This is a genomic window from Flavobacterium sp. 3HN19-14 (assembly GCF_051373205.1).
Taxonomy (GTDB): Bacteria; Bacteroidota; Bacteroidia; order Flavobacteriales; family Flavobacteriaceae; genus Flavobacterium.
The window spans coordinates 2,249,422-2,270,173 of sequence record NZ_JBPPZT010000001.1; the positions used below are offsets into that span (position 1 = coordinate 2,249,422).

26 protein-coding genes and 1 pseudogene are annotated in these 20,752 nt (G+C 40.7%); 16 read left to right on the forward strand and 11 right to left on the reverse strand.

Going from position 1 to position 20,752, the window contains the following annotated elements; translation table 11 throughout:
- Window positions 1–53: 53 nt before the first annotated feature.
- The gene (locus ACSLFW_RS12150; RefSeq protein WP_436555964.1) at window positions 54–482 is read left to right on the forward strand and encodes a hypothetical protein; all 429 of its coding nucleotides are present in this window, start codon (window positions 54–56) and stop codon (window positions 480–482) included.
- A 92-nt stretch (window positions 483–574) separates the two neighbouring features.
- On the opposite strand, the gene ACSLFW_RS12155 is transcribed toward ACSLFW_RS12150, so the two are convergent.
- The 5 genes from ACSLFW_RS12155 to ACSLFW_RS12175 form a co-directional block, all read right to left on the reverse strand.
- Window positions 575–1,306, reverse strand: coding sequence for a DUF6261 family protein (locus tag ACSLFW_RS12155; protein WP_436555965.1), 732 nt, complete (start codon window positions 1,304–1,306; stop codon window positions 575–577).
- A gap of 533 nt (window positions 1,307–1,839) precedes the next feature.
- A complete protein-coding gene (locus ACSLFW_RS12160) occupies window positions 1,840–3,030 on the reverse strand; it encodes a cytochrome-c peroxidase (protein WP_436555966.1) in 1,191 nt (396 codons plus the stop codon).
- A 25-nt stretch (window positions 3,031–3,055) separates the two neighbouring features.
- Window positions 3,056–3,514, reverse strand: coding sequence for a hypothetical protein (locus ACSLFW_RS12165; RefSeq protein WP_436555967.1), 459 nt, complete (start codon window positions 3,512–3,514; stop codon window positions 3,056–3,058).
- A gap of 2 nt (window positions 3,515–3,516) precedes the next feature.
- Window positions 3,517–3,783, reverse strand: a complete 267-nt coding sequence (locus ACSLFW_RS12170; protein WP_436555968.1) for a hypothetical protein — start codon at window positions 3,781–3,783, stop codon at window positions 3,517–3,519.
- A gap of 16 nt (window positions 3,784–3,799) precedes the next feature.
- The gene (locus tag ACSLFW_RS12175) at window positions 3,800–4,351 is read right to left on the reverse strand and encodes an RNA polymerase sigma factor (protein WP_436555969.1); all 552 of its coding nucleotides are present in this window, start codon (window positions 4,349–4,351) and stop codon (window positions 3,800–3,802) included.
- Window positions 4,352–4,515: 164 nt separating this feature from the next.
- On the opposite strand from ACSLFW_RS12175, the gene ACSLFW_RS12180 reads away from it, so the two are divergent.
- The 15 genes from ACSLFW_RS12180 (at window position 4,516) to ACSLFW_RS12250 (ending at window position 15,974) form a co-directional block, all read left to right on the forward strand.
- Window positions 4,516–5,262: an SDR family oxidoreductase gene (locus tag ACSLFW_RS12180; protein WP_436555970.1), complete on the forward strand. Its 747-nt coding sequence runs from the start codon at window positions 4,516–4,518 to the stop codon at window positions 5,260–5,262.
- A 51-nt stretch (window positions 5,263–5,313) separates the two neighbouring features.
- A complete protein-coding gene (locus ACSLFW_RS12185; RefSeq protein ID WP_436555971.1) occupies window positions 5,314–5,526 on the forward strand; it encodes a GldL-related protein in 213 nt (70 codons plus the stop codon).
- A 51-nt stretch (window positions 5,527–5,577) separates the two neighbouring features.
- Window positions 5,578–6,489: a hypothetical protein gene (locus tag ACSLFW_RS12190; RefSeq protein ID WP_436555972.1), complete on the forward strand. Its 912-nt coding sequence runs from the start codon at window positions 5,578–5,580 to the stop codon at window positions 6,487–6,489.
- Window positions 6,490–6,494: 5 nt separating this feature from the next.
- Window positions 6,495–7,229 carry a hypothetical protein gene (locus ACSLFW_RS12195; protein ID WP_436555973.1) on the forward strand — a complete coding sequence of 245 codons (735 nt, stop codon included), beginning with the start codon at window positions 6,495–6,497 and terminating at the stop codon, window positions 7,227–7,229.
- Window positions 7,223–7,603 carry a hypothetical protein gene (locus ACSLFW_RS12200; protein ID WP_436555974.1) on the forward strand — a complete coding sequence of 127 codons (381 nt, stop codon included), beginning with the start codon at window positions 7,223–7,225 and terminating at the stop codon, window positions 7,601–7,603. The genes ACSLFW_RS12195 and ACSLFW_RS12200 overlap by 7 nt, the downstream gene beginning before the upstream one ends.
- Window positions 7,604–7,774: 171 nt before the next feature.
- On the forward strand, window positions 7,775–8,656 hold the full coding sequence (locus ACSLFW_RS12205; protein WP_436555975.1) for a diacylglycerol/lipid kinase family protein: 882 nt from the start codon (window positions 7,775–7,777) through the stop codon (window positions 8,654–8,656).
- A gap of 11 nt (window positions 8,657–8,667) precedes the next feature.
- Entirely contained in the window at window positions 8,668–9,336 is a 669-nt protein-coding gene (locus ACSLFW_RS12210) for a response regulator transcription factor (RefSeq protein WP_436555976.1), read from the forward strand.
- Window positions 9,333–10,727: a sensor histidine kinase gene (locus tag ACSLFW_RS12215; RefSeq protein ID WP_436555977.1), complete on the forward strand. Its 1,395-nt coding sequence runs from the start codon at window positions 9,333–9,335 to the stop codon at window positions 10,725–10,727. Before ACSLFW_RS12210 ends, ACSLFW_RS12215 begins: the two co-directional genes overlap by 4 nt.
- A 124-nt stretch (window positions 10,728–10,851) precedes the next feature.
- The gene (locus tag ACSLFW_RS12220; RefSeq protein ID WP_436555978.1) at window positions 10,852–11,325 is read left to right on the forward strand and encodes a DUF2231 domain-containing protein; all 474 of its coding nucleotides are present in this window, start codon (window positions 10,852–10,854) and stop codon (window positions 11,323–11,325) included.
- A 172-nt stretch (window positions 11,326–11,497) separates the two neighbouring features.
- A complete protein-coding gene (locus tag ACSLFW_RS12225; protein ID WP_436555979.1) occupies window positions 11,498–12,604 on the forward strand; it encodes an alpha/beta hydrolase in 1,107 nt (368 codons plus the stop codon).
- Entirely contained in the window at window positions 12,605–12,961 is a 357-nt protein-coding gene (locus ACSLFW_RS12230; RefSeq protein WP_436555980.1) for a hypothetical protein, read from the forward strand. It begins immediately after the preceding gene.
- Complete coding sequence (locus ACSLFW_RS12235) at window positions 12,900–14,036, forward strand: leucyl aminopeptidase family protein (RefSeq protein ID WP_436555981.1); 1,137 nt, start codon at window positions 12,900–12,902, stop codon at window positions 14,034–14,036. The genes ACSLFW_RS12230 and ACSLFW_RS12235 overlap by 62 nt, the downstream gene beginning before the upstream one ends.
- A gap of 3 nt (window positions 14,037–14,039) precedes the next feature.
- The gene (locus tag ACSLFW_RS12240) at window positions 14,040–15,257 is read left to right on the forward strand and encodes an ATP-grasp domain-containing protein (protein WP_436555982.1); all 1,218 of its coding nucleotides are present in this window, start codon (window positions 14,040–14,042) and stop codon (window positions 15,255–15,257) included.
- A gap of 104 nt (window positions 15,258–15,361) precedes the next feature.
- Entirely contained in the window at window positions 15,362–15,772 is a 411-nt protein-coding gene (locus ACSLFW_RS12245) for a hypothetical protein (RefSeq protein WP_436555983.1), read from the forward strand.
- Window positions 15,753–15,974 (forward strand): hypothetical protein, encoded by a 222-nt coding sequence (locus tag ACSLFW_RS12250; protein ID WP_436555984.1) that lies wholly within the window; start codon window positions 15,753–15,755, stop codon window positions 15,972–15,974. Before ACSLFW_RS12245 ends, ACSLFW_RS12250 begins: the two co-directional genes overlap by 20 nt.
- A gap of 155 nt (window positions 15,975–16,129) precedes the next feature.
- On the opposite strand, the gene ACSLFW_RS12255 is transcribed toward ACSLFW_RS12250, so the two are convergent.
- From ACSLFW_RS12255 to ACSLFW_RS12280, 6 genes and pseudogenes are all read right to left on the reverse strand, one after another.
- Window positions 16,130–17,230 (reverse strand): hypothetical protein, encoded by a 1,101-nt coding sequence (locus ACSLFW_RS12255; RefSeq protein ID WP_436555985.1) that lies wholly within the window; start codon window positions 17,228–17,230, stop codon window positions 16,130–16,132.
- Window positions 17,231–17,325: 95 nt separating this feature from the next.
- Window positions 17,326–17,739 (reverse strand): annotated as a pseudogene (locus ACSLFW_RS12260) (T9SS type A sorting domain-containing protein); the annotation flags it as partial.
- Window positions 17,673–18,014 (reverse strand): CUB domain-containing protein, encoded by a 342-nt coding sequence (locus ACSLFW_RS12265; RefSeq protein WP_436555986.1) that lies wholly within the window; start codon window positions 18,012–18,014, stop codon window positions 17,673–17,675. The gene ACSLFW_RS12265 and the pseudogene ACSLFW_RS12260, both read right to left, overlap by 67 nt.
- Entirely contained in the window at window positions 17,917–19,008 is a 1,092-nt protein-coding gene (locus tag ACSLFW_RS12270; protein WP_436555987.1) for a M4 family metallopeptidase, read from the reverse strand. Before ACSLFW_RS12270 ends, ACSLFW_RS12265 begins: the two co-directional genes overlap by 98 nt.
- A 37-nt stretch (window positions 19,009–19,045) precedes the next feature.
- Window positions 19,046–20,320 carry a M4 family metallopeptidase gene (locus ACSLFW_RS12275; RefSeq protein WP_436555988.1) on the reverse strand — a complete coding sequence of 425 codons (1,275 nt, stop codon included), beginning with the start codon at window positions 20,318–20,320 and terminating at the stop codon, window positions 19,046–19,048.
- A gap of 6 nt (window positions 20,321–20,326) precedes the next feature.
- Window positions 20,327–20,698, reverse strand: coding sequence for a hypothetical protein (locus ACSLFW_RS12280; protein ID WP_436555989.1), 372 nt, complete (start codon window positions 20,696–20,698; stop codon window positions 20,327–20,329).
- Window positions 20,699–20,752: the final 54 nt, after the last annotated feature.

The window sequence follows — 20,752 nt, forward strand, 5'->3', positions numbered from 1 at the left end:
TTAAGGTCGATAAACCTGAAATCTAAAATCTGCAATCTAAAATCTAAAATCTCATGTACAAAGAACTAAAGAAATTCAAAACTACCAATACCTTCACATTCACACCTGATGACAGCCTTGAAGAAGTCTGCAACGCACCGGAATCGGGTAGTGGTGTCTTTTTGGTATATGCCATTGAAGGGGAAGAAAAAGAACTTATCATGGTGGGTTCAACCGGAACCATCCAGAATGACGGAACATTAAAAAGCAAAAACGGCGGCCTTTACGACAAAATCGTCGAAGGACACCAATTCGCCAAAACCGGAAGGAAGTATTCCTGGCCGGCACAAATGAAGAAAGAAAATATCGAAAGGCTTGAAGTCGTTTGGTATGAAACTTTCAATGCAAAAAATAAAGTAATCCCAACTTTTGCAGAAGGTCAGGCGTTGCAGAATTTCCTTGATGAGAACGGGAAATTGCCAAGGTGGAACGTAGCGTTTTAAGCTGCAATAAAATAATTTTGATATGAAAGCTTTACTTCGGTAAGGCTCTTTTGTTATTTAAAAGGCTGCCCGTTACAGGCAGCCTTTTCTCATTAAGCACTTGGAGTTTCCGGCGTTTCGGGCACCCGGTTGCTGAGCAGTGTGTTGTACTGGTCGATCAGCGCATTGAGTTCGTTGATGGTCTTGGCATAGGCAGCATTCGGGTTGTCGAGCACGGTTGCGAAACCCGTAATCCTGTCGCGCAGCTTATAATATGCCTGATTCGTTTCTTCGCGTTCGGCCTTTATCGTATCAGGGTTGGCGGCGCCGTAATCCTGCGTGCGCGTGAGGTATTTCTCGTCGAAGAGTGTGTTGTAGGTTTTCATCTTATCCTTCCATTCTTCGAGGTGCAGCGTGTTCATGGCTGCCGTAAGCTCCGGTTTTGTTTCCCAGTCTGAAATGATGGCGTTGAGCGTTGCGGTTTCAGATTGGTAATTCTGCTTTGATATCCGCTCTCCATACAACGCAAGACTGTCATTAAGCCTTTTGGCTGCCATTGCAATAGATGTATCGAAATGAGACATATACCCTTCGACAACTTTTCCAATACCGGTAATACAGTTATCGCGACTGGTATCAATGTCGAATAACTCCTGTGTGATTTCATTCGCCTGGCTTATCCTGAACAGCGTGTCGAGCGCGTTGATCTGGTTTTGGAGTGCGGTGTGCTGTGCCACTACATTTAAAACCGTTGTGTCATTTGCCGCAACCAGCGATGCGGTGTTTTTCATTAGCTGAAGCAATTCAGCATTTCGCAATTTTCCTAAATCAATTCCGTTAATCATAATAATTAAAAATTAAAGTTAATAATTGCGGGGGTCTGATTCGAAAGTAATAAAAATAATCACAATATGAAAGTGGTCGATGCATTTTACCCGAAAAGTTCACGCAATCCGGAAGAGGGTTTCGGGTGCTGCCTGACAGTTCGCCCCGTTCCGGAGGAGCGTATAAGGCATTACCCGAAGGCTCGCTCCAATCGGGAGGAAGGTTTCGGGTACTACCCGATGAGCCGCTCCAATGCGGAGGAAGGTTTCGGGTAAGTTTTCTTTATTTCTGCGGAAATCCTATACATTAGCGCCTTAAGCCCGCCTCCCATACCAGGAATTGTACATTCAGCAATACGGCGGGTAACGGCATCAATAGAAAAAGGCCGCCCAATCCTACGGCAGCCTCTTTCATTATTAAAAAAATCTAAATCTCAATTTTTTGGGTTCAGGGTGTTGGGTTTAAGGTACAAGGTGTCAGAATGGCCCGAACCCTGTACCCCGAACCTGTACCCAGAACCTAAACCCAGAACCCTTTACCCAATACCCTGCACCTAATTAAAAGGCGACGACCATTTGGCATTCGTATAAACATCTGCGCCGTCTAAAGTTTTCAGGAATGCAATCAGCGCAGCATTCTCTGCAGGCGTTATGTTGAGTTTTTGCCCGAATCCGTTAGGCCTCAATTTTGGGTCGAGGTTGGTGTTGCCGGGCGCGAGGGTGATGTTGTTGTAATGATCGATTACCGCCTGTAGTGTTGGTAGCGCCGTGTGCATAAATGACCCGTTCAGTGCGCCGCTTGCCTTTACAATATTGCGCAGAGAAGGGGCTCTGGTATTCGTAATATCGAGCAAAGCCATATTGCCTAGAGAGCCGATGATGCCATTATTACCGGAATTGGGTGCGATGTCAAATTCAGGCGCCGCATGGCAGCCCGCGCATCCGAGACCGCCGCCTGTGCGCGAACCGGTTGCATTGAATTGTGGAGGCAAAAGGAAGAGATTTTTGCCCTGGTTTTCCTCCGGAGTAAAATTGGCAAACGGTTGTCCGTCGTTAGGAACAGTTGCACGCCCGGCGTCGTACTTCGAATCAAACGACTGTATGCTCCTGACGAATTGCGCGAGTGCATTTTGTATGCGTGTTTCCGTCACCTGCTCGTCGCCATAAACGAAAGTAAAGAGCTCCTTATAATAAGCGATATTCTGAAGTTTATTGGTCAAACCGGCCATGTCCTGGTCGCCGCTGGTTCCGCTGAAACCCATTTCGATATGGTTTTGTATCGGTTGTGTGGTCTGGAATTCAAGCGTCGGTGCTCTTTCGTCCCAGAAGAATTTCCGTTCAACGCCAAACCTCGAATTGATCAGGCGCATTGTGTGCCTTGTAGTGCCGCCGTTAACGCCCTGGCTTGATTCTGCTGCATCGCCAAATGCATTACCCTGGATGTGGCAGCTTGCGCACGAAATGGCATTGCTTGCCGAAAGGTTCTTGTCATAAAATAACACACGCCCCAATGTCGCGCCTTTGTCGGTTATTGGGTTTCCAACAGTATTGTCTCTTGTGATGTAGGGCGGAATGGGCTGGTTGGCATAATTGGCAAGGCTTTCCATATCGATATTATTGCCAAAAGCCGCAGTTATCGCAGGGTAGGGGTCAACCGGAATGTATGCTGACGGGTCGTTGTCACTTTTACTGCAAGCGTTGAGCAACAGTAATAATGCGGGTAAAAGGAGGGTTTTGGTTTTCATATCATTGGTTGTGTTGGTTAACGGTTTAAGGTCGCGGCCGCGGATGGGAAAATATGCTGGCGAGCTCAAGCGTCATGGCATCAAAAGCTTTTTGCTGGTCTTTGCGGCAAATCGATTTGATGTTGGCGAAATGCAGAAAATGCACAACTTCTACCTGTTTTTGGTAAGCGGCAATCACATTGGTAAGGCTGTCCATCGCATTGGCATCCGGTTGAGGCGACGCCAGTTGCAGGTATAGTGCTGCACGCGACATCACAATATCATTATCCAATTTGTCAATAGCGTTGCGATGATCGTGTATCAGGCTTTCATATTCAGTTTGCTGTTTACTGTCGAAATGCAGTTTCTCAATGATGATTTCCTTTGGTTCGGGTCTTCTTCCCGGCCTGTCTCCTCTGGCAGAAAAGATAAGAAAGCCCAGTGTGCCTAGATTCAGCAGGAGCAATGCGATGACGGAGAAAGTCAGGAGTTTTACTTTTTCCATGGCTAATACAATTGATTGGTTCTTGAAATGCCTGATGCGATCATTCCGGCAGCATCTTCCGGTTTTTCGATTTTACTGTTCAGCATAGTGAAATTGAGCGCTAACAGTAAAAGGAATGATGCGGCGGCTGTCCACAACCATTTGGCAGGAACGGTTTCGCGGTTGCGGATGCGGTTCTGAACCTTTAAAAACAAGGATTCATCGGGCGTTGCTTGCCGCATGCCGTTGGTGCTGTTGAGCACTTCTTCGATCCAGTTTTGCTTTTCCATAATTCTTAGACGGTATTTATGATTTATTCTTGCGGTAGTTTTCGAATTTTTCTGATAATTTTTCACGCAGGCTGGCTTTTGCCCTGAAAAGCATTGATTCTACTGCCGAAATCGTTGTCTGCATGACCTCGGCGATTTCGGAATTCCCGAGTCCGTCGAGCTTTGAAAGCATAAAAGCAGTGCGTTGGTTTTCATTTAAGCTGTTAATGGCTTCGAATAAAATTTGGGCTTTTTCTTTGTTTTCGAGTAAGATTCCGGGGTGCTCGAAATCGGGAATCCTGGACATTTCATAATCATCAGCAGCTTTATTGGAGAATACAAACCATCGTTTTCGCGTATTCTTCTTGTCGATAAAATCAAGGCATTTGTTGATAGTGATGCGGTAAATCCAGGTTTTTAACGAAGATTTTTCGTTGAACTGCTGCATTGACTGGTAGACTTTTACAAAGACATCCTGCGTGATTTCTTCAGCATCGGCGGTATGCTGCAGATAATTCAAAGCGCAATTGTAGACCATTACGTGATAATCATCATACAACTTCCGGAACAACAGCGGATTGTCTTTCATGGTTGAAATTTAACAAAAAAATTCATTCACGAACAAAATGCAAATTATTCTGAATGAAAATTTCAATGCAGGAAATTCTTAAATCTGTAGTCAAGTTTCAGTACTAAAATCTGAAATCTAAAATCTAAATTCTATATTTGTATCACAAACTAACTATACTTGGTATGAAATTACTCGAAGGAAAAACCGTTATCATCACCGGCGCAAGCCGTGGCATCGGAAAAGGAATTGCAGAAGTGTTTGCAAAACATGGCGCAAACGTCGCATTTACCTATAGCGCTTCCGCAGAATCAGCGCAGGCATTAGAGAATGAATTAAATAAATTAGGCGTAAAAGCCAAAGGATACCAGTCAAACGCAGCCGATTTTAACGAGGCACAGACTTTTGTAGATGCAGTTTTAGCAGAATTCGGAACTGTTGACGTATTGATCAATAACGCCGGAATCACAAAAGACAACCTTTTGATGCGTATGTCTGAAGCCGATTTTGATAAAGTAATTGAAGTGAATCTGAAATCGGTATTCAACATGACCAAGGCGATTCAGAAAACATTTTTGAAACAACGTTCGGGTTCTCATCATCAATATGAGTTCTGTTGTTGGCGTAAAAGGAAATGCCGGACAAACGAATTATGCGGCTTCAAAAGCGGCGTCATTGGGTTTACAAAATCTGTTGCGCTCGAATTAGGCTCAAGAAATATCCGTTGCAACGCCATAGCGCCTGGTTTTATCGAAACAGAAATGACCGCGAAACTGAATGCAGATGTCGTGCAGGGCTGGGCAGAAGCGATTCCGCTCAAACGCGGCGGCTCTGTTGAAGATGTCGCGAATGCGTGTTTGTTTTTGGCATCAGATATGAGTGCTTATATTACAGGCCAGGTACTTAATGTTGACGGCGGAATGCTTACCTAGATTATAAGATTTTCAGACTGTAAAATTTTAGAATGACCTACATTTTAGATTATGAAAAATAGATATATCCTTTTAATTTTTGTTTTTGCCACAGCGATCGTCATTTTTGGTTCGTTGCTGAAAATCCTGCATTATCAATTCGGCGCAATAAACGGGTCAGTCTTGCTCACGATCGGTATGATGACACAGGTTTTAGCCTGCTTAATGTTCGTCGTTAAATTATTGTTTACGCCTAAAGACAAAAGCAATTTTTTGGATAAATAGCCGTGCCAATCGGATTAATCTAAAACTAAAATCTCAATTCTAAAATCTTTAATGACGGCAAATACCATTCTATTATTACTACTTTCGCTTGCAATTGCCGGCGGTTTGTCGTTTTACCAATATTTTTATAAGAATAACAATCGTACGAAAGTGCAGTTTTTGCTGGCTTTCCTGCGGTTTTTCTCTGTTTTTGGCATTTTACTGCTGCTGATCAATCCGAAAATCACGCGCAATACTTACGAAACGCAAAAAACACCATTGCCTTTGGTCGTAGATAATTCCGCGTCTGTGAAAGATTTGAAAGCTGATGCAACGGCTTTGGAATTGTATAAAAAACTGGCGTCTAATTCCGCGCTGCAAAATAAATTCGACATCCAGTCTTACGGCTTCGACAATGAATTCGCGCTTTCAGAAAATTTCGATTTCAAAGGCACACAGACTAACGTTGAAGAAGTAGCGAAAAACCTCAAAAGCATCAACAAAAACAAGCTGTATCCGACGATCCTGATTTCTGATGGAAACCAGACCACAGGAAATGATTATGTATACAGTTTTGATGCTAACAATAAAGTATTTCCTTTGGTATTGGGCGATACGACGACTTTTCTCGATTTGAGAATCAGTCAGCTCAATGTCAATAAATACGCTTTTCACAAGAATAAATTTCCGGTTGAGGTTTTCCTTCAGTATTCCGGGACGAAAAGTATTACGGCAGATTTCAGCATTTCACAAGGGAATACCGTACTTAATAAACAATCAGTTTCGTTTTCACCATCAAAAAAATCGGCTGTAATTAACGTGTTGCTTCCTGCGGAAAAAACAGGTTTGCAGGTTTTTAGAGCCGCTGTCACTTCTAAAGAAAAGAGAAAAACAGTTATAACAATTACAAGAATTTTGCGGTTGAAGTCATCGATCAGAAATCTGAAATCGCCATCATTTCGGCTATTAACCATCCAGATTTAGGCGCTTTGAAGCGCGCAATTGAAATGAATCCGCAACGAAAAGTAACCATCCTTAAACCGCAGGATGTAAAATCTTTACAGGATTACAGCGTATTGATCATGTACCAGCCGACAGCTGCTTTTAAGCAAGTTTTTGAAACTGCGAAAAATGCAGGGGCGAATATGTTTGTCGTCACCGGATTGAGTACCGATTTTAATTTTTTATTGCAAGTGCAATCAACTCTGGCGTTTAAGATGAGCGGGCAGAAGGAAGATTACATGGCAGCGTTCAATCCGCAATTCAATCTTTTTGCGTTAGATGATATTGGTTTCGAGCATTTTCCGCCATTGCAGAATGCGTTCGGAACCGTTACAGTTAATGGAAATACGAATACGTTGCTCGCTTCGCGCATCAGGAATATTGATGTCAATATGCCATTGTTGGTTTTTGCTGAAGATAAAGGAAAACGTTCTGCTTTCCTGTTAGGCGAAAATATCTGGAAATGGCGTTTGCAAAGCCACATCGATAATAATTCTTTTGAAAAATTCGACATTTTCGCGGATAAGATTATTCAGTTTCTGGCAACGAATAATGCCAGAAAATCATTGGTTGTCAATCACGAGCGTTTTTACAATTCAGGTGACGCATTGGAAATTACGGCGCAATATTTCAACAAGAATTATGAGTTTGACGAAAGGCCCGCTTGTCGATTGCCGTTACGAATAAGCAAACCAAACAGACGAAAAATTACGACATGCTGAAAGGCAGCAATGCTTTTAAGGCCAACCTTGACGGCCTTCCGGCTGGTCAGTATAATTTCGTAGTCAAAGAATTGAATTCGAAATCTGTCTACAACGGCTATTTTGAAATCCTTGATTTTGACATCGAAAAGCAATTCGTAAATCCGGATTTGCCGAAATTAAAGCAATTGGCTTCGCAGACAAAAGGCGACGTTTACATGCCAAACCAGGTTGATGCGTTAATCGATCAATTGCTCAAAGACGACCATTACAAAGCCATCGAAAAAGCTATTGTAAAAAAGATTCCATTAATTGACAGCATTTTATTGCTGGTGCTTATCGCGATTTCGTTGGCGACGGAGTGGTTTGTAAGAAAATATAACGGAATGCTTTAAAAGGTATAAGGTAATTAGTGTGTAAAGTCTAAAGAAATGAGATTTTATGTCGACATCTGATTCCCTGAACCTTAAACCCAAAACCTGCACCCATTTTTAATCCAATATTAAGCATATATACAAAAAAAAGCGTCAATTTTGCGTATTGGCAGTTTTGCCTGTTTGTAAATCATGCGCTATATACACTTCATAGTCAATCCGATATCAGGGAAGGGGGAAGGAAAAATCACGAAAAATTTCCTTCTTCAGTATTTTTCGGCAGCCGATTATAAAATTGAAGTTGACTTCTCTGATTACAAAAAACATGCGATTGGCCTGACCGAAGCTGCAGTATTACAAAAACCTGACATTATAGTAGCCTGCGGAGGTGACGGAACGATCCACGAAGTCGCGTCGGTATTGGTGAATTCTGAAATTCCATTGGGCATTATCCCGATTGGCTTCGGAAACGGACTCGCATCCAACCTGAAAATCGAAAAACAAATTGAGAAGGCCATAAAAATTATCCAACGAGGTTCGCCCAGCCCCATAGATGTAGGTCTTGCGGATGGGAAATATTTCTTTAGCAATATGGGAATGGGCATCGATGCGATGATCATTAAAAAGTATGAAAATTTAGAGCAACGAAGCCTTTCTACTTATATGAAATCCTCATTGCTTTCGATCTTCCAATACAAGCCTTCTGTTTGTCATATCTATTTTGGCGGTAAAACCGTAAAAGCCGAGCCATTTTTACTTTTCATTTCAAATTCGAACGAAATGGGATACAATATGAGCCTCACGCCAAAAGCCAGCCTTCAGGACGGTTTGCTGGATTTGATGGTGATTTCGAAGGTCAATTTCTTTGAAAAATTATATTTCGGATTGTTAGTGATGTTGAGAAAACCGCACTTCTTTTCCAAATACAAGCATTTTCTGGTAAAAGATATGTCGGTGAAATACCGCCGAAAAACCGTTATCGAAATGCAACTCGATGGCGAATATTATACTATTGAATCCAATACGCTGAGTATTTCAGTACTTCCGGGCGCTTTAAATGTTATTGTTGATTAAATTATTCTGTTATGCACATCCTGATTGTTGAAGATGAAATAGGTATTATAAGTTTCCTGAAACAAGGACTCGAAGAAGAAGGTTATGAAGTGAGTGCTGCGTCAGACGGACTCAAAGCACTTGAAATGGTGCAGAAGCAAAATTTCGATTTGATATTACTCGATTGGATGTTGCCTAAATTGACCGGTCTCGAAGTCTGCAAAGCCATTCGTGAAAGCGGCAAAAGAACGCCGATTATTTTCCTGACTGCAAAAGACACGGTTCAGGAAACCATCGAAGGGCTTAAAGCCGGCGCGAATGATTACATCAAAAAACCTTTTAGCTTTGACGAATTGGTCGAAAGGATAAAAGTGCATTTTCGCAATAAGAAAGAAGAAGAAATCCTTAGGCTTGGCGACATCCGCATGAATGCTGCACAACGCACCGTTTTTGTTAAAGATGCAGAAGTTGCCTTAACGCACCGCGAATTTGAACTGCTGGCTTATCTGATCAAAAACAAAGGGAAAGTATGCTCACGTACTGAAATCATTGAAGATGTGTGGGATATCCACTTTGAATATGACACCGGTGTAATCGACGTTTTCATCAATATGATTCGCAAAAAACTCGGCCTCAAAAAAGAAACCGATTACATCAAAACCATCCGCGGCATCGGATATATTGCCAATGATACGCTATGAATTTTTTCCATCTTTCTTTCAGGAACCGCATCGCGCTTTATTATCTCATCGGCACCGCATTGATGGTAATGCTTGTGTTTGGTATCATTTACGGAACGGTTTCGTATACGATTTACAAGCATGTTGATGGCGATTTGACCAGCGAAGTGAACGATTATATTGGCGAAATTGAAATACACCAAGGTTGTCTGCAGCTTGTAAATGCAGAGGAATGGCAACGAAAAGAACACAATACGTTGAGTGTGAGTCCGGTTTTCATTCAGGTACTCGACGAAGGCGGCGTGACGGTTGAAAAATCGCCAAATCTCAAAAAAGCTGATCTGGTTTTTAATAAACAAAAAGAAAATTATGAGTTATTCGACACGAAACTTGATGACAAATCGATCAGGCAGATTCAGTTTTCGATGCTCAACAACGGCAAAATTGCGGGTTACATATTGATCGCCATTTCGCTGGAAGAATCAAATACAGTACTCAACAATCTTGGTGAGATCCTGTGTATTTTATATCCGATTATACTTTTGGTGCTGTTTTTTGCTGCACGTTTTATCGCCGGAAAAAGTATAAAGCCAATTCGGAATATCACGGAAACTTCTAAAATCATTACGCGCGAAAACCTTACTTCTCGTATTGAAATGCCCGTAAACCGGGACGAACTTTATGTATTGTCTGAAACCATCAATAATCTGCTTGACCGCGTAGAAAATGCCATTGGTCGCGAGAAAGAGTTTACTTCTGACGCATCCCACGAACTGCGCACGCCGCTTGCCGTAATCAAAGGAACCCTTGAAGTTTTAATCAGAAAACCGCGCAGCCAGTCAGAATATGAAGAAAAAATAAATTTCTGCATCAGCGAAGTAGACCGCCTGAATCACATGGTCGACCAATTGTTATTGCTGGCGCGTTTCGAAAATCAGGGACAATCACTTAAAATTGAAAATGTCTATCTGAATTCACTGATTTTAGAAAATATTTCAAGATTCTCCGGATTGATAAGCGCTAAAAAAATACAGATTTCTGCCAACTTCACTGAGGATTTTTACGTCGAAACGGATGGATATTTATTGTCGATTGTATTGAATAACCTGATTTCAAATTCGATTAAATATTCAAACGATAAAGCCAGCTTAACAATTTCGATTATTAAGTCTGACCACAAAATCCAATGCATCCTTGCTGACACAGGAATTGGAATCCCGGCTGAAGACCTTCAGAAAATATTCGATCAGTTTTACCGCTCGAAGTCAACAGAACACAGCGAGATTAAAGGCACCGGACTCGGACTTTCAATCGTAAAACGCTTATGCACTTTACTTGATATACAAATAGACATCAGCAGCCGCGAGAATGTCGGGACTAATATTATTCTGAATTTTCCTTTGAAAAATTAGGTTTTCGTTCTGAAGTTTAAATCAATGCTAAACCGTAAAAATTGTTAAAATTTTTATTGTATCGTAATACTTATGGTTTTATACCTACTTTAGAGCATCGCTTTTTCAACTCAAAACACTGATTATGACTGATGCCCATTTACACATTGCAATTAACCATTTCCCCATCGTAGGGATATTTTTCGGATTCGGAATCCTGATTGCCGGTTTATTTCGCCGCAACCTCGCCATTAAACAAACGGCTTACATAGTTTTTATTATCTCTGCAATCACGGCTTTCACAAGCATGGCAACGGGTGAAGGCGCTGAAGAAATGGTCGAGCACATGCCTGATATTACCAAACACATCATTCACGAACATGAAGAAATAGCCGAAAAATTAGCATTGGTTTTATATGTAATCGGTGCACTTTCAATCGCAGGTTTGTTCCTGAAAAGACAAGACAGCAAAGCCGCAAAATTCGTGGCTTACAGCGCAATGGTTTTGTCTGCAATCGGTCTTTGGCTGGCGTTGGCATCAGGAACTTCAGGTGGCGAAATCCGCCATACGGAAATCCGTACAGACTATGATGCACATGACCCGAAACATTTGGAATAACTTCCGGATTTGATTGCATTTTCTTCAAAAAACCGGTAATTCATTTTAAATTCTGTAAAACGTTCCGGTTTCTTTTTATATCAGATTTCAAAAAACTATATTTACTAATTCAATAGTAATTATAGTTTTTTTGTTTTAGATGAATACTGAGAATTCAACACTTTCCCGCGATTTGGACGACGATTTGACAGAACCGCAACTCAATATACTGCTCACGACTGACGAAGATGATTTTCGGCCGGTTTACATTTCGGGAAATTTCAATAAATGGCATACACAGGACAAAGATTTTGAGATGGAGAAAATCGGTAACGGATTGTATCATTTCAAATTTCCGCACGATTTTGTCTATCCTGACGAATTGCTGTATAAATTTACAAAAGGCGATTGGAGTGAAGTTGAAATCGACCAATACGGAAACCGTACTGAAAACCGTTCGTGCCGCCAGCACAAAGGCGTAAGAAAAGAACACGTTTCGAAATGGAGGAAAAACTGGCTGCCGTTCAAGCCGAATTTTTTGCCGCAGGTACAATTGATTTCCGAAGAATTCGAAATGCCGCAACTCAATAAAAAGCGTAAAATCTGGGCGCTTTTACCGCACGATTATGAAACATCGACAGATACTTATCCGGTGATGTATTTGCAGGATGCGCAGAATTTATTCAATGAACAGGCGCAATTTGGCAATTGGGAAATCGATAAAAAACTGGCTGTAATGTCAGAATATAAAATCGGTAAAATCATTATCATCGCCATTGAACACGCAGAACAGGACAGGATTAAAGAATATAACGTCGGGAAAACGATTTTAGGAAATGGTGAAGGAAAGAAATACATCAGGTTTATTACTGACACTTTGAAACCATTCGTCGATTCTAAATTCCGCACCAAACCAGAACGTGAAAATACCGGAATCGGTGGCAGTTCAATGGGCGGACTCGTCAGTATTTTCAGCGGATTGATGTATCCGGAAGTTTACGGGAAACTTATGATTTTCTCGCCATCGCTTTGGGTTGTTCCGAAAATGAATTTCTCCGGAATTGATTTCTTCGAGCCGCACGATACAAAAATTTACCTGTATGCCGGCGGCGATGAAAGCCAGACGATGATAAAACACGTCAAGAGATTCCAGAAAAACATGATTGAAAATGATTTCGTACAAGACAAAATGAAAATCAAACTCAGCATCAATATGCACGGGAAGCACAACGAAAGTTACTGGAGTGATGAATTTCCGAAAGCAATTGAATGGCTGTTTTTCAATACAAAAGACAATTAAATGAAAACGGAAATTATAAAAAACATACACGAATTTTCAGGGACAATCCTGATTCCGGTTTTTGAAACCAACGCGAAAAGCCTTGTGCCGATTGAGTTTGGTGGCGTGACGGTGGCCTCAAAAGTTTTCTTCGGAAAAAAAGACACGCATTATTTGGTCGAAAAATACGAAAGCACGCATATTTTTATCGGACTTGGAAAAGACATTGATTATAAAAGTTTTAAAACAATTTTCAGGCGGATTGCGGCAAAACAAAAAGATGTTTTCGGCAAAAAAATGGCACTTTTTATCCCGGATGATTTTACAGACTGGCAGATTGAAGCCGCAGCGTTCCGAACTTTCATTAGGAACTTATAATCTAGGACATTTCAAGAAAAATGCCGTTCATCCATTTTTTAAAGATGATTTTGCATTATCGATTCTGTCAAAAAAAGATTTTTCTTCTGCATTCGAAAAAGGATTGAAAATTGCAAAAGCGCAACTTGAAATATTCAATCTGGTCGATTTACCACCAAATGTCGTTACGCCGGAATATTTGTCAAATTGGGCAGCTGAAAGCGGAAAGAGACACGGTTTTTCAACAGAAATTTTAGGTCGTGATGCCGCTACAAAAGCCGGATTGGAAGCTTTTTTATCGGTTGGGAAAGGCAGCGACAAAGAACCGCAATTCCTCATCATGAATTATGTTCCCGAAAATGCCAATGATAAAACAACGCATGTAGGTTTGGTAGGAAAAGGAATTACGTTCGACACAGGCGGACTCAATATCAAAACCGCCGGGATGTTGCACATGAAATCGGATATGGCCGGCGGAGCTGCAGTTTTAGGAGCAATGCAACTGATTTCAGATTTGAAATTGCCTGTAAAAGTTACCGCGATTGTGCCTGCCTGTGAAAATTCCGTCGACAGCAAGTCTTTTTTACCCAGTGACGTCATCGGAAGTTACAGCGGCCACAGCATCGAAATCATCGATACGGACGCAGAAGGAAGATTGATTCTTGCCGATGGGTTGTCATATCTAATCAAAAATTTTAAACCAGAAATTATCGTTGATATTGCTACGTTGACAGGAAGCAGCGTCGGGACATTTGGCTACGAATGCGGCGCTTTATTTACAAATAATGAATCAATTTCAAAACAATTACAGCAATCAGGAGATAGTGTGGGTGAGCGTTTGTGGCAATTACCGCTTTGGGATGCCTATAAATCTGATATCGAAAGTGAGATTGCCGATGTGAAGAATTATAGCGGAAAACCGGTTGCAGGAGCCATCAGCGCAGCGAAATTCCTAGAATATTTTACTGAAGGCCACAAATCCTGGGCGCATCTCGATGTTGCAGGCGTCGCTTTTGGCGATGACGAATTTGCAAAAACCAAACACGGAACTGCCTTCGGTGTGCATTTATTAACTAAATTTATTGAAAATCTTTAAGTTATGGATAACAATACAAAGACCTTCGTTTGCATTTCGAATTATTTCAAAGGCGCTGATTTTCTAATCAACCTTAAAAATTCAGGAAATACAGTTTTTCTTGTAACATCAGAAAAACTTCGCAATAAGCCGTGGCCTTTCGGTCATATTGATGAAGTTTTTTATATGGAAGGACAGGACATCGACTGGAATCTCGAGCATTTGCTGCTTGGTGTCAGCAACCTGATGAAAAACAATAAGATTGATGCCGTTGTCGCTTTGGATGATTTTGACGTTGAGAAGGCGACTTACCTGCGTGAAAACCTACGGATAGACGGAATGGGACAATCAACAGGCCGCTATTTTCGAGATAAATTAGCGATGCGCATGCGTGCGAAAAGTTGTGGCATTTCGAATCCGAATTTTTGCTCATTGTTTAACGATTTTGATATCAACACGTTTGCTGATACGGTTTCACCGCCATGGGTTTTGAAACCGCGTTCGGAAGCATCGGCATCTGGGATTATTAAGGTTCATGATAAGGAAAGTTTGTGGATGCATATCAATGAAATGGGTAATAATCGTTTTAAATATTTGGTGGAGCAATTTCGCCCCGGCGATGTATATCACTGTGACAGTTTGATTTTGGATGGGAAAATCCTATTCAGCATCACTTCGAGATACCTGGCGACACCAATGGAAATTTCACAGGGGGGCGGTATTTTCAGGAGTGCTAATATTCCGTATAATTCTGAGGACGACAAGGCGATTAAAAAAGTGAATGAGCAGGTTATTAAAGGATTCGGACTCAAACACGGTGCCGCGCATTCAGAATACATCAAATGTAAAGACGACGGAAAAATCTATTTCCTTGAAACATCTTCGCGCGTTGGCGGTGCACATTTAGCTGAAATGGTTGCGGCTGCATCCGGAATAAATTTATGGGCAGAATGGGCTGCGATTGAAAATGCGCTCGCAAAAGGCCTCGAATACAAGCTTCCGAAAGTCAGGAAAGAATACGCAGGAATTGTTTTAACGCTTTCCAAATATGAGAATCCAGATTTGTCTTCGTTCTCTGACGAAGAAGTTTGTTTTACAGTTCCGTTAGAATATCACGCAGGATTGATTGTAAATTCTGATAAACATGAAAGGGTTTTAGAACTTCTCGATGATTATGCAGAACGATTGGTTCGCGATTTTGCAACTGTTGCAAAACAAGCGGAAGTGAAGAATCTGCATTAATTAGATAATGAGAAAATTAGATAATTAGATAATTAGCGGATGAGGCAATTAGCGAATGTGGAAATTAGCTAATTTGGAAATGGAATAATCATTTGATAAATTTTATGGAAACAACATTGTATAAAATCCAGCTCGATGATTATCATCATTATGATATTGAAAATTACATCAAAAAGCGCGATATCTATATTAGTTGTATTGGCCCTAATACTATTTCCAAAAATAACTGGCCGGAAATCAGGCAGCAATTCTTTACTAAAGTTTTGATTGTTACTGAAAATAAACAAAAATTATATGTTCCTTTAAAAAAACTGTTTGGCAATATTCCAGATTGGCAATTATTTGAACTTCTGGCAGTAATTGACCAAGCCAAACCGAAAATATTTTATGAGTTTTACAAGATTGGGGAAAACTATGGTAATAGTAAACAATCTATTGTTCGAAATAAAAGCAATTCTTTGCATTACTTCAGAAGGAAAAATTCTGTTGAAATCAATGGCAGTCGAAAAGCTTAGATCATTAACTGACCTTGAAAAATTTAATCTGGTAGAAAAATACTTAAATTTAATTTTTGATGAATACTCTAAAAAGCTTAATTTAGAAGAAGCCACTTTTGAAAGAGAATATCACAAAAACAGCAGAAACAATTTTGACAACTTCTACAATGACTCTTTAGATATAAATCAGCAAAGCGCAGAATTTTGGGATAACTTATAATTCATTTTTAAAATTCGCCAATCAATACATTCGCTAATTATCTCATTTTCAAATTATCTAATTATCTTCTCTCTCAAACAAACCAAGCGTTCCGCCAACCCAGTCCTTGTCTTTGTTGAACTTAACGCCAATCATTTCACCACGGCTCAAACGTACTAAATTGCATAAAAGAGTAGGGGATTTGTCTTCTTTTTCCACACACACAACACGCGCACTTCGGCTTTTACCTTTCCGTCAGGCGATTGTATGATTGGAATATAATGCACTTTTTTCTGTAAAATATAAAGATCTTTTTCTTTAACTGCTTCAATATCTTCTTTCTTTACATGGAAAATTACGCCGGTTCCCGAGAAAGAAAACAGAGGTTTCAATACATAATTCTCCAAATCCTCCGGGATTTCCTTTAAATCACTAAGCAATGTCGTTTCAATGAAATATTTTCCCTTCAGCATTGGCAAAATGAACTTGCTGATCCGGAAGAACCAGTTCGGATGCCCTGCCCATTCGACATCCAGATCATCAGAAAAACTGAATTTCATATCCAAATCCTTGCGCAATTCGAGTTCGTCGAAAATCACACGGTTGTAGATTCTCCTGACTTCGATTTCAACACCCTTGTCATTGTGGTAATAGAGTTTTTTACCTTTCTTAACCAAATCTGTTACACAAACAATCGGAATTCCGATATCCCGCCTACAGTAGTAAAAGTCGATTTTGGTATTTTGTTTTTCAGGCTCTATTTCAAGCAAGATTACATTTTCTTTCGGGTGATTATCACAAATCGCTTCCTCGATAATTTTCAGATATTCTTCCGGAGAAATGTTATTGATAAATGGCGTCAGTTCTTCCAAAAAAGGATAAAACTGCTTGAATTTGTCGTATAAAATATATTGGTAATTGAACAATGACGGGAATCCCTGCACTTCAATAAGCTTCGGAATTACCTTGCCGTCTTCTTCACAAATTCCAAAATCTATCGCAAGAAAAGTCGTGTGTTCATCTTCATTCGGGACTTTTGTGTTGAGTTCTAAAGATTTCTCTGTGAGTTCTTTAAAATCTTTTTGTTGAATTAAATTGATAACATCCTGACAGCCTTCAAGCAATTGGGCTTTCAATTCATTGGAAATAAAAAAAGGCGTTTCTGCCATCCTGAATGTTGGCAGATAATTAAAATCGGCAGCGATATTATCCTGAAATTCATGGTATTTTTCTGTCGAAAAACTTTCGTTGAAAAGCGTGCGGTATTTTGGAATCATAACTTTGTTTTATTGACGGTAAGTAAAGTTAAAATTTCTGTTGAAAAAAAGCGCTATAAAATTAATTTCATAGCGCTTTTTTTCAACAGAAATTTTTATTGAATTATCAGTTTTTCGATGTGATACTTGTCATCTGCATTAAATTTGAGCAGGTAAATTCCTGCGCTTAAGTCTGATACATCGATTGGATTATTTCCTTTGCTGATTTTCAGAGTTTTCACTGATTTACCGAGCATATCGGTAATAACGGCATCTACGGCAGTATCAAACAGGGAATCAATACTGAAAATTCCTTTGGCCGGATTTGGATATATTTTTAAGCCTTTTTCAATCACATTATTTTCGGTGCCAAGCGGTATCGACGTATAAGTGGCAGCACAACCCGATTTCTGAACGAATTCATCACTGTGAAAATGCACGAACATATTGCTGCCGGTTGATGTCAATGCCGGAGGTAATGCATTTCCATAAAAAATACCCAAAGACGGAGCCGTCTCATCGGAACCGTCAAAGACCTGGACAAATCATAGATTTCATTCCCATCTGCAGGTTCAACATCAAAAGCGCTAAAGTTTAGCGTCACTGTTGCTGCCGAATTTGGCTGAATCAGCCATTTGCAATCCAGATTTGCGCAATAATCTGCTGACCCGCTGCCGTCCGTAAAAGTTCCGCTTAGACTGTTCAGATTAGTTGTTCCTGAGCATCCGTTTCCACCATTTGAGGTGTAATTCGCTGTAAATCCTGCCATAGTAGTGGCATAGTCTGAATTGAACAATACAATCATTTCGCTTGTTGCGGCAGTTATTGAGGCTGGAATTGTCGGTTGCGGAGAATACACCAAGTGAATTTCCTGAAGCGTCAAATACGGCAACAGTGTCATAAGTTTGTTCTGTTGCAAATAGGCTAAAGTTAAGCGTAATTGAAGTTGCGCAAGGTGGTGCAATATACCAACTGCAATTCTGGTTATTGCCATAGTTACCGCTGCCGGAGCCGTCACTGAATGTTCCCGATGCATTTGATAATGTAGTTGAACTGCAAGTTGGCGTAATTCCGGTACTCGTATATTGAATCGTCCAGCCGGAAGATTCAATCAGCTCGTCGGAAACGAATTTGATGCACATCGCGCCAACGCCGGCTGATGTTGAAATACTGGCCGGAATATTATCTCCTGAATAAGCACCTAACAATGGGTCTGTATCTGATAGGCCATCGTATACATATACATAATCGTAACCCTCTTCAGTGTCAAATTCCTGAAAATACAATGTAATCTGATTGGCGCCTTCAGGCTGGATTACCCATTTGCAATCTGAAAACGCATTGTAATCCGAAGTGTTGCTGCCGTCAACAAAAATCCCTGACGGGGTAGTGAGATAAGTTGTTCCTTCGCAAAAAGGAGCCGGGCCATTGCCGACACCTACGGCAAACCAGGCTTCCTGAACAGCGGCGTATTGCGATGAAGTATTTCCAAACAAATCTGTTGCTGCCTGTAAAGCACCATTATAGGCGTCGAGGTAGCTGGCATTTGGTGTAATATATGTGGTCAGGTTTCTGTAAGCGATTTGTGCTGCCTGGGTTATTCCGATGCCGGCGACGTTGTAGTTATAACCGTTGTCATTCGTTCCGGTGCCTCCTTGCGAAAGCAGGTAGAACCATAAATTCTGAATGCCACTGTTGGTATGAACGCCACCCTCATCACCGTCGTCTATGTTGTTCGGATCTGCCCAATAATCACCACCGTAAGTATCAGGTTGCTCGCCCAAATTTGGATTTGACATTGAACGCATGTAAAACGGTTCAATTAGCATAACGCCTTCACCAATGGTTGCAGTCCGGATTGTATCCGGAATAAAATTCAACGCATGTTCCGAAAATATCAGCAAAAGACTCGTTCAATGCGCCCGATTCGCCAACATATTCCAGCCCGCCATTGCCGTTGAAATCAACCACCATATGCGTGTATTCGTGACCTTCAACATCCAGGCCGACCACAGGGCAGAGAAAGTTTCCATCTCCAAGTCCGTAAACCATCGAACTGTAAGGCGGAGGAAGCGCGAACGCGTTATTTTGGGTATTGGCAATTTGCATCGTACCGTCAACAAAATTCTTTATCGTTGAACCTGCATTGTCAAAACTATCGCGATTTAAAGTGGTTTTGTAAAATTCATAGGTTTTTTCCATTCCCCAATGTACATCAAGCGCGGGATTTACGGTACTCCAATTTGATGTTGCATTGGTGTAATCCTCATAGCCAACGAATCCATCTTCCTCAAATGTGGCATTTGTAGCACTGTAAGTTTCAATCTTACGGGTATTTTCCCTCAATCTAAAGTGACCCTGAAAACTATCTGTTGTAATAGGTTTTGTACCGCTATAAACCGTATTTGCTGTTGACGGCGTGTCGATATCGGCCATCAGGTTTACTTTCTTCAGAACTTTTCCGGAAACGGCATCGACATAAATGTTGCACATTGCAAACGGTAGCTTCGAATCAATCCTCACTTTTCGGATGAGTTTCCATTCGGAATCTTTATTGTTTTCAATTTTTGAAATTAAAGTCTCAACCGGGTAATTTCTTAGAAGTGCCGTAACATGCAAATGATTTTTGGCAATTTCGACAGCATTTTCACCAGTAACATCCGCCTGAATGTTCAATGAATCGAATTCCGCAATTTTACCATTGATTGTTTGTACAAGGTTGTTTTTTGAATGCAGCATAATCAAACCGGCTTCTATCGCGATTCCCTTATATCGCTGACGGAAATTAGTATGAGTAATGCCCATTTCGTCAGTTCGTTCCTGAATCTTATCAAAAGTATAATCGTCAGGAAGCGCAAACCAATTGTTGAATTTTGATTTTGCTGCTTCAACAGACAGGTTTTCAATGGTTATGTTATGGGAAAACGAACCATTTGTAATCCTGAACTTTGGTTTTGGTGCTTTCTTGTTTTGGGATACAACCGGAATTGCAGTTGCATGTAAATTTGGCTTCTGAATCTGGTTAACCTGATAAACCGGCCGTTGTTTTTGTCCGTAAGCTGTAATTGAGAGTAAGGCTGCAAAAAATGTACTTTTTGTAATGATGTTCATAGCAATTTATTTAGTGGCGGAAATTAAATGGTCGTACAATGTTATGATTTTTTGGTCTGGCGCCATCGAAGTAGTAGCTGCCCAGACAATGCGATTTGTTTTTTCTTTGGTTTTGATTTCGATGAAATAAGAAAGATTTCCGGGTTTACTATAAACGTAATCCTTGACCGAGGCTGCTTCACTTAATAAATGGTTGGCTTTTTCGGCGGAAATTTCATTTATAAATTGTTGTTTCCTGAATAATTTTTTCTCTGAAGTCAGGGTATAGGATTCTGTTATTCCCGTGAAACCACCACTGCTGCCAAAGCTTACAGACAATATGTCTGTTGCTGCCGGAGCTTTGTTCGCGGAACAGGAAATAAGTAAAAGAGAAAACATTAATAAGGAAAAAAACTTGCGTGTCATTTAAATATTATAAGACTGCGCAAATAT

Coding starts and splice junctions, on each gene's coding strand:
- ACSLFW_RS12150 (WP_436555964.1), top strand. CDS start 54: ATGTACAAAGAACTAAAGAAATTCAAAACTACCAATACCTTCACATTC.
- ACSLFW_RS12155 (WP_436555965.1), bottom strand. CDS start 1,306: ATGATTAACGGAATTGATTTAGGAAAATTGCGAAATGCTGAATTGCTT.
- ACSLFW_RS12160 (WP_436555966.1), bottom strand. CDS start 3,030: ATGAAAACCAAAACCCTCCTTTTACCCGCATTATTACTGTTGCTCAAC.
- ACSLFW_RS12165 (WP_436555967.1), bottom strand. CDS start 3,514: ATGGAAAAAGTAAAACTCCTGACTTTCTCCGTCATCGCATTGCTCCTG.
- ACSLFW_RS12170 (WP_436555968.1), bottom strand. CDS start 3,783: ATGGAAAAGCAAAACTGGATCGAAGAAGTGCTCAACAGCACCAACGGC.
- ACSLFW_RS12175 (WP_436555969.1), bottom strand. CDS start 4,351: ATGAAAGACAATCCGCTGTTGTTCCGGAAGTTGTATGATGATTATCAC.
- ACSLFW_RS12180 (WP_436555970.1), top strand. CDS start 4,516: ATGAAATTACTCGAAGGAAAAACCGTTATCATCACCGGCGCAAGCCGT.
- ACSLFW_RS12185 (WP_436555971.1), top strand. CDS start 5,314: ATGAAAAATAGATATATCCTTTTAATTTTTGTTTTTGCCACAGCGATC.
- ACSLFW_RS12190 (WP_436555972.1), top strand. CDS start 5,578: ATGACGGCAAATACCATTCTATTATTACTACTTTCGCTTGCAATTGCC.
- ACSLFW_RS12200 (WP_436555974.1), top strand. CDS start 7,223: ATGCTGAAAGGCAGCAATGCTTTTAAGGCCAACCTTGACGGCCTTCCG.
- ACSLFW_RS12205 (WP_436555975.1), top strand. CDS start 7,775: ATGCGCTATATACACTTCATAGTCAATCCGATATCAGGGAAGGGGGAA.
- ACSLFW_RS12210 (WP_436555976.1), top strand. CDS start 8,668: ATGCACATCCTGATTGTTGAAGATGAAATAGGTATTATAAGTTTCCTG.
- ACSLFW_RS12215 (WP_436555977.1), top strand. CDS start 9,333: ATGAATTTTTTCCATCTTTCTTTCAGGAACCGCATCGCGCTTTATTAT.
- ACSLFW_RS12220 (WP_436555978.1), top strand. CDS start 10,852: ATGACTGATGCCCATTTACACATTGCAATTAACCATTTCCCCATCGTA.
- ACSLFW_RS12230 (WP_436555980.1), top strand. CDS start 12,605: ATGAAAACGGAAATTATAAAAAACATACACGAATTTTCAGGGACAATC.
- ACSLFW_RS12235 (WP_436555981.1), top strand. CDS start 12,900: ATGATTTTACAGACTGGCAGATTGAAGCCGCAGCGTTCCGAACTTTCA.
- ACSLFW_RS12240 (WP_436555982.1), top strand. CDS start 14,040: ATGGATAACAATACAAAGACCTTCGTTTGCATTTCGAATTATTTCAAA.
- ACSLFW_RS12245 (WP_436555983.1), top strand. CDS start 15,362: ATGGAAACAACATTGTATAAAATCCAGCTCGATGATTATCATCATTAT.
- ACSLFW_RS12250 (WP_436555984.1), top strand. CDS start 15,753: ATGGCAGTCGAAAAGCTTAGATCATTAACTGACCTTGAAAAATTTAAT.
- ACSLFW_RS12255 (WP_436555985.1), bottom strand. CDS start 17,230: ATGATTCCAAAATACCGCACGCTTTTCAACGAAAGTTTTTCGACAGAA.
- ACSLFW_RS12265 (WP_436555986.1), bottom strand. CDS start 18,014: ATGATTGTATTGTTCAATTCAGACTATGCCACTACTATGGCAGGATTT.
- ACSLFW_RS12270 (WP_436555987.1), bottom strand. CDS start 19,008: ATGTCAAATCCAAATTTGGGCGAGCAACCTGATACTTACGGTGGTGAT.
- ACSLFW_RS12275 (WP_436555988.1), bottom strand. CDS start 20,320: ATGAACATCATTACAAAAAGTACATTTTTTGCAGCCTTACTCTCAATT.
- ACSLFW_RS12280 (WP_436555989.1), bottom strand. CDS start 20,698: ATGTTTTCTCTTTTACTTATTTCCTGTTCCGCGAACAAAGCTCCGGCA.